Source organism: uncultured Campylobacter sp., assembly GCF_938018145.1.
Taxonomy (GTDB): domain Bacteria; phylum Campylobacterota; class Campylobacteria; order Campylobacterales; family Campylobacteraceae; genus Campylobacter_A.
Window position 1 is genome coordinate 1 of record NZ_CALIII010000105.1, and the last position, 5,359, is coordinate 5,359.

6 protein-coding genes and 1 pseudogene are annotated in these 5,359 nt (G+C 44.7%); 3 read left to right on the forward strand and 4 right to left on the reverse strand.

Annotated features, from left to right (window positions below; genetic code table 11):
- The 3 genes and pseudogenes from Q0338_RS02255 to Q0338_RS02265 form a co-directional block, all read right to left on the reverse strand.
- A partial coding sequence (locus Q0338_RS02255; RefSeq protein WP_298085341.1) for a hypothetical protein occupies positions 1–671 on the reverse strand: 671 nt, incomplete at its 3' end.
- Complete coding sequence (locus Q0338_RS02260; protein ID WP_298085342.1) at positions 668–1,552, reverse strand: cytochrome c peroxidase; 885 nt, start codon at positions 1,550–1,552, stop codon at positions 668–670. The genes Q0338_RS02255 and Q0338_RS02260, both read right to left, overlap by 4 nt.
- Before the next feature lie 43 nt (positions 1,553–1,595).
- A pseudogene (locus Q0338_RS02265) lies at positions 1,596–2,318 on the reverse strand (class I SAM-dependent methyltransferase); the annotation flags it as partial.
- 48 nt (positions 2,319–2,366) lie between these two features.
- Here Q0338_RS02265 and Q0338_RS02270 point away from each other — a divergent pair.
- Positions 2,367–2,762: a thioesterase family protein gene (locus Q0338_RS02270; protein WP_298085344.1), complete on the forward strand. Its 396-nt coding sequence runs from the start codon at positions 2,367–2,369 to the stop codon at positions 2,760–2,762.
- Between the two features lie 151 nt (positions 2,763–2,913).
- Here Q0338_RS02270 and Q0338_RS02275 read toward each other — a convergent pair whose 3' ends face one another.
- The gene (locus Q0338_RS02275; protein ID WP_298085345.1) at positions 2,914–3,288 is read right to left on the reverse strand and encodes a transcriptional repressor; all 375 of its coding nucleotides are present in this window, start codon (positions 3,286–3,288) and stop codon (positions 2,914–2,916) included.
- A gap of 112 nt (positions 3,289–3,400) precedes the next feature.
- Here Q0338_RS02275 and Q0338_RS02280 point away from each other — a divergent pair, with 112 nt between their 5' ends.
- Entirely contained in the window at positions 3,401–4,327 is a 927-nt protein-coding gene (locus tag Q0338_RS02280) for a zinc ABC transporter substrate-binding protein (RefSeq protein ID WP_298085346.1), read from the forward strand.
- The coding region (locus Q0338_RS02285; protein ID WP_298085347.1) for a DUF1007 family protein at positions 4,328–5,359 on the forward strand (1,032 nt) is incomplete at its 3' end. It lies immediately after the preceding gene.

The following is a 5,359-nucleotide window of genomic DNA, read 5'->3' on the forward strand; positions in this document are numbered from 1 at the left end:
CGCTCGTTGCTTTCTTGGAGAGCGGATAGTTTTTTGTGAATTTCAAGCGAAATTATATTGCGATAAAGCTCCTGCGCTTGTTCGTAATAGCCAAGCAGCCTTTGCGTACCTGCTAAAAAATCAGCATCGCTTTTGCTGAGATTTGATTCCTTTAAATACTTACCAAAAAGCTCTCGGGGTGTTTTTAGGTCGGTATTTAAATCATATCTAAACATCAAAATTTGAGGCATTAGTTCGTTAAAATGAAACCAATCTAATGCCGTAAATTTTAAAATCATCTCATTATAAACGAGTCTCGCCATTATCGTTGCAGAGTTAAATCTATCGGTTAGTTCAACCCTTTTCTTAATCGCATCTTCCAGCTCCCTGAAAGTTTTTTCATTTGCCGCAAGCTTTTCAAAGGAAATAAGATTGCTTTTATCAAGCTTGCTAAGCCCTTTTTCAAATTCTGCCGTATGGCGCATAACCGCGTCGTAGTCAGCCTCTAGAAGGCTTTTTTCGAGCAAGAAATTCGCTTCGTCGTTAGCATCCATCATATTGTCAATCGAACTTTTCCATTCGTAGGCGATGTTTAGATCCCTGGCTGCCTTATAGGTCATTATGGTACCGAAAAATACGATACAAATTATGATGAGAAACAGAATTTTATGAAAGATTATCTTGTGTTTCATTTTAAAATTTCCGGTTTTTCGCCGCTTAAAGTCAGCAAAAATTTATAAAGCGCGTGCGCCTGCTCGTCGCTTAGATCGTAGTTTATGCGTATTTTTGCGATTATTTTTAGTGCTTCTTTTAGATCCATTACCTTGCCACTATAAAAATACGGTGCGGTTTTTTCGATATTTCTTAGGCTAGGCACTTTGTAGCGGCCGGTTTTGTTGCCGTCTGCGTCAAATTTTAGCTCGTAGTATAGGTTTGCGCCCATATTTGCGCCGCTGTGGCAGTTTATGCAACCGATTGTTTTAAAAAACTCAAATCCGCGCTTTTCCTCTTCGTCAAAAACGCTCTCGTCTCCGCTGATAAATTTATCAAATTTGGCATTTGGCGTGACGAGGGCTTTTTCAAAATTTACCAGCGCATCGACGATACTTTCAAAGCTTACCCCATCCTCATAAAGCTCTTCAAATTTATTCCTATAAACGGAGTTTTGATTTACCTTTTGGATTAAAAATTTCGGCTCGCTGGCAAGTTCATTTTTACTCGTTAGACTCTGTCTGACCTGCCCAGCCAGATCCTTAACCTCGCCGTTTTTAAAAAAGATAAAATTTAATGCCGAGTTTAGAGCAGTTGGCGGGCTAATCTCCTCGTCGGCGGAGATTTTTACGTTTTTTTTGCTAGTACCGCTTAAGTCCCAGTAAAGGTTGTGGCATTTCTCGCAGGATAGCGTTCCGCTCGGGCTTAGCGAGGCGTCGAAAAACAGCTCCTTGCCTAGTCTGGCTTTTTGTTCGTCAAATTTAGGCTGGGCGACCGGAGATAAAATGTGCGAAGCGGCGAAAGCTTGAACGCAAAAGAAACATAAAACGCACGAAAATATCTGCAAAAACGCTCGCGGCAACTAAAATCCTTTTTAAATTTTAAATAAATAAAGCGATTATATCTTAAAAAACTAAAAGCTTCATTGAAGAGACGATTTTTTCCGTCACGTAGCCATCCTGCGCGATGCTTTCTAGCCGCGATCTGACCGCGTTTTCCTCGTGCGTAAAATTTGCGATTTGTAAATGCCAAAGCGCGTTTTGCGTCATCTCCTCAAGCGTGCGTTTTTGTTCGCGAGACTCCTCGAGCACGCAGGAGTTAAAAGCAATATTTTCGCGGCGCAAGTACTCTTCAAAAAAGTTCGCCTTTTCTTTAAAGCATCGCTTTTCGGAGCCCTCGTAAAAAAGCTCCAAAACGCTTGAATAACGCGGTTTATTCCACCAAAGATAGACCCTTTTTTCGCCCAAATTTATAAATTTACTAAAATCCTCCTCGTCTGCGATCGCGGGACTCATCGTGCTAAAAGCCACATCGTAAACGCGGTTTGGATTAAAGTTTTTAAAATCGCTTTGCACGGCGGTTAAATTTGAAATATTAAATTTATCAGCGTCTTCAACCATGACTTTTAGCATTTCGCCTGAGATATCCATACCCGTTATCTCGCGGCAAATTTGCGCCAAAAACAGCGTATGCACGCCCGTGCCGCAGCCTATATCAACGACGCTTTTGCCCTCAAATTTGACGCCAAACTCGGCGATTTTAGCGTATAGCCCTCTATGAAAAACGCTAGGCTCGCCCGTAAATCTCGAATAGCTCGCCGCCTTTTTGTCCCACATCTCTTTCATTTTGTTTGCCTTTAAATTTTTGCTACAATTTTAGCGTTTTTAGGAGCGAAAATGAAAATTTTTTACTACGAATTTACCGTGGGCGAGGACGCCATCGACGTGAATCATCACGCAAACAACGCTCACTACGTCATCTGGATGCAAGAAGCGGCAAACGCGCACTCAAACGCCGTGGGCGACCTCATCGAGACAAATCTCGCGCAAAACCGCACGTGGATGGTGCGCAGGCACGAGATAGACTATCTGGGGCAGCTATTTTTGGGCGATAAGGTGCGCGTGAAAACCTGGACGCAGCCCGAAAAAAGAAGCTGCTCGAAGCGTTTTTACGAGTTTAGTAAAGACGGAGCGCCGGTTGCTAGCGCGGTGACGACTTACGTATTTTTTGATCTCGCGCGCGGTCGTCCGATCGCGATACCGCCGGAGATTGCGAGACTTTACGAGGATTAGTTTTATAGTGCCCGCGTCAAATTTGCGTTTTTAAATTTGACGCAGCGGCTGCTTTAAATTTAGTAGATCGTATTTTTATAAAATTTGCGACAAAATTCGCTCGGCAAGCGGATTTAAGCTGCAAATTTACCGTCAAATTTGAGCGTAAATTTTAAAAGCAGTCGTCGCAAACGCCCTTAACTACGACGCTTTTGACGTGATTTTGTTTTAGGCGCGGCATGTCGATATTAGTCATCTTGTGGCAGACGTCGCAGACGAAATACGCCTTTGCACCGCTTTCAAGCTCGTAGAAATTTTTGCGGTTATTTTCGCTTTTTAGCACGATGCCCTTAGCCTCAAAAAGGTCCATACAGCGGTAAAACGTGGTTTTGTTTGCGCCTATTTGGGCTAAAATTTCATCATAGCTAAGCGGTGCGGCGGCGGCGTGTAAAATATGTAAAATCTCAAGTCTAAGCGGAGTGATTTTGATATCATTTTTCGTTAAAAGCTCCTCAAAACCAGCTTTTTCTTCCAAATTTTCGTCCATATTTTTCCTCCGCGTTAAGAATTTTAGGGTATTATACCCTGAGAAAAATTAATTTGCAACTAAGTTGCTTTTGATATAATTTCGCCCAAATTTTAACACGGAAAGGATAAAAATGAGAAAAATTTTCGCGTTTTTATGTTTGGGCTTAGTCGCGCTATACGCCAAAGGACAAGTTAGCGTCAGTATTTTGCCGCAGCAGTATTTCGTCAAGCAAATCGCGGGCGACGCGGTCAAGGTAAACGTCATGGTAGGCAAGGGAGCCGATCCGCACACGTACGAACCAAAACCGAAACAAATGACCGCGCTTGAAAAAAGCGACCTTTATTTTGCTATCGGGATCGAGTTTGAGGAGGCTTGGCTGCCGAAATTTCAAAAATCTTATCCAAACCTTAAAATCGTAAAAACCGACGCGGGCGTAGAAAAGATCAAATTTGAAGGTCACCACGAGCACGCGGACCACGATCATCACCATGACGCTAAGCACGAGCACGCAGCCCACGAGCATAAACACGAGCATGCAGGCCATGACCACCATGATCACGAACACTACCATGGCGAATTTGACCCGCACATCTGGCTAGATCCCGTTTTGGTAAAAGTCCAAGCTAAAAATATCGCCGCCGCGCTAAGCGAAAAATATCCTGAGAACAAGGCGCTTTTTGAGGCGAATTTGGCTAAATTTGAAGCCCAGCTTGACGAGCTTGACGGCTTTATTAAAAATACTCTAGCAAACGTTAAAAACCGCGAATTTATCGTATATCACCCGTCTTGGGGCTACTTTGCTAAGCGCTACGATCTAGAGCAAATCGCGATCGAAGTGGATGGCAAAGAACCAAAACCGGCCGAGCTAAAAGAGCTCATCGAGGAAGCCAAAGAGCACGGCGTGAAGGTCATTTTCGTCGCTCCGCAGTTTTCTAAAAAAGCCGCGCAAACCATCGCTAAAGAAAGCGGCGCTAGCGTCGTAGAGATCGATCAACTGCCGCTTGATTGGGACGCCGAGCTACGCAAAACGGCGCAAATTTTCGCAAAGAGCCTGTAAATGAAATTTGGACGCATACTCGCTATTTTCGCGCTTTTTGCGTCCTTTTTTAGCTTTGCGCACGCCTGCGCTCTGTGCTCGCTTTACACCCCGACCGCGCACGCCTCGGTCAAATTTGACGTTCAGGGCGATATGATAAAAACAGCCGCCGTAACCTGGACGTTTTCTGAAAATTTCACCGAACTCACGCTACAAAGCTACGACGAAAACGCCGATAAAGCGCTTAGCAAAAACGAAGCGTGGAAGGTGCAAAAATCCCTGCTCGACTACATCGTGCCGCGCGGCTACCTAACTAGCGTGGGCTACTACGACGGCGCGGGCGAGACCGTAAATTTGCACACCAAAACGCTATCGCAGCGGGTTTATCTGGATGAGGGCAGGCTAAATTTCGAGTATATTTTAGAGCTAAATTTAGCGGTCAAAGACGGCCGCGTCGTCACGGTCGAGATTTTTGACCACGAGGGATTTTTTAACTTTAAAATAAGCTCGCCCGAGCCCTACGCGCTCACCGATAAAATTTATCTCGTGCCAAACGTAAATTTGAGTACGGCATTTTTTGAAATGACTTCAAAAGCGCCCAAAATAGAGCCTGCAAAGCCAGAGATTAGCTCGCTGGTTAAGTCGCAAAATAAGCAAAATTTAGAGCAAATCGACGCCGAGGATAGGGCGAAATTTGACTCGGTTTCGGGCATGAGCCTTCAGTTTTTAGAGCGCTTAAAAGAGCTCATCAAGATAAATAGCGCCGAGCTAAACGCGCTAAATTTCGCCCTGTTAGCCGCGGTTAGCTTTTTTTACGGCTTTTTGCATGCAGCTGGCCCCGGTCATGCTAAAATGCTAACGGCTAGCTACTTCGTCGCAAACGGCGGCAGCTACTCGCGCGCGCTGGTTTTTGCGATGAAGGTCGGATTCGCGCACGTTACGGGAGCGTTTTTGCTCGTGCTTTTTAGCTACGTTTTTTTAAACGCGTTTTTGACGGACAAGGTCAGCGACATAGCGGGCGCGATGACGAAAATCTCGGCCGTAACGATCGTT

What these genes read in the sequence shown, in the direction of transcription:
- Q0338_RS02280 (WP_298085346.1), top strand. Translation starts at nt 3,401, where the DNA reads ATGAGAAAAATTTTCGCGTTTTTATGTTTGGGCTTAGTCGCGCTATAC.
- Q0338_RS02275 (WP_298085345.1), bottom strand. Translation starts at nt 3,288, where the DNA reads ATGGACGAAAATTTGGAAGAAAAAGCTGGTTTTGAGGAGCTTTTAACG.
- Q0338_RS02270 (WP_298085344.1), top strand. Translation starts at nt 2,367, where the DNA reads ATGAAAATTTTTTACTACGAATTTACCGTGGGCGAGGACGCCATCGAC.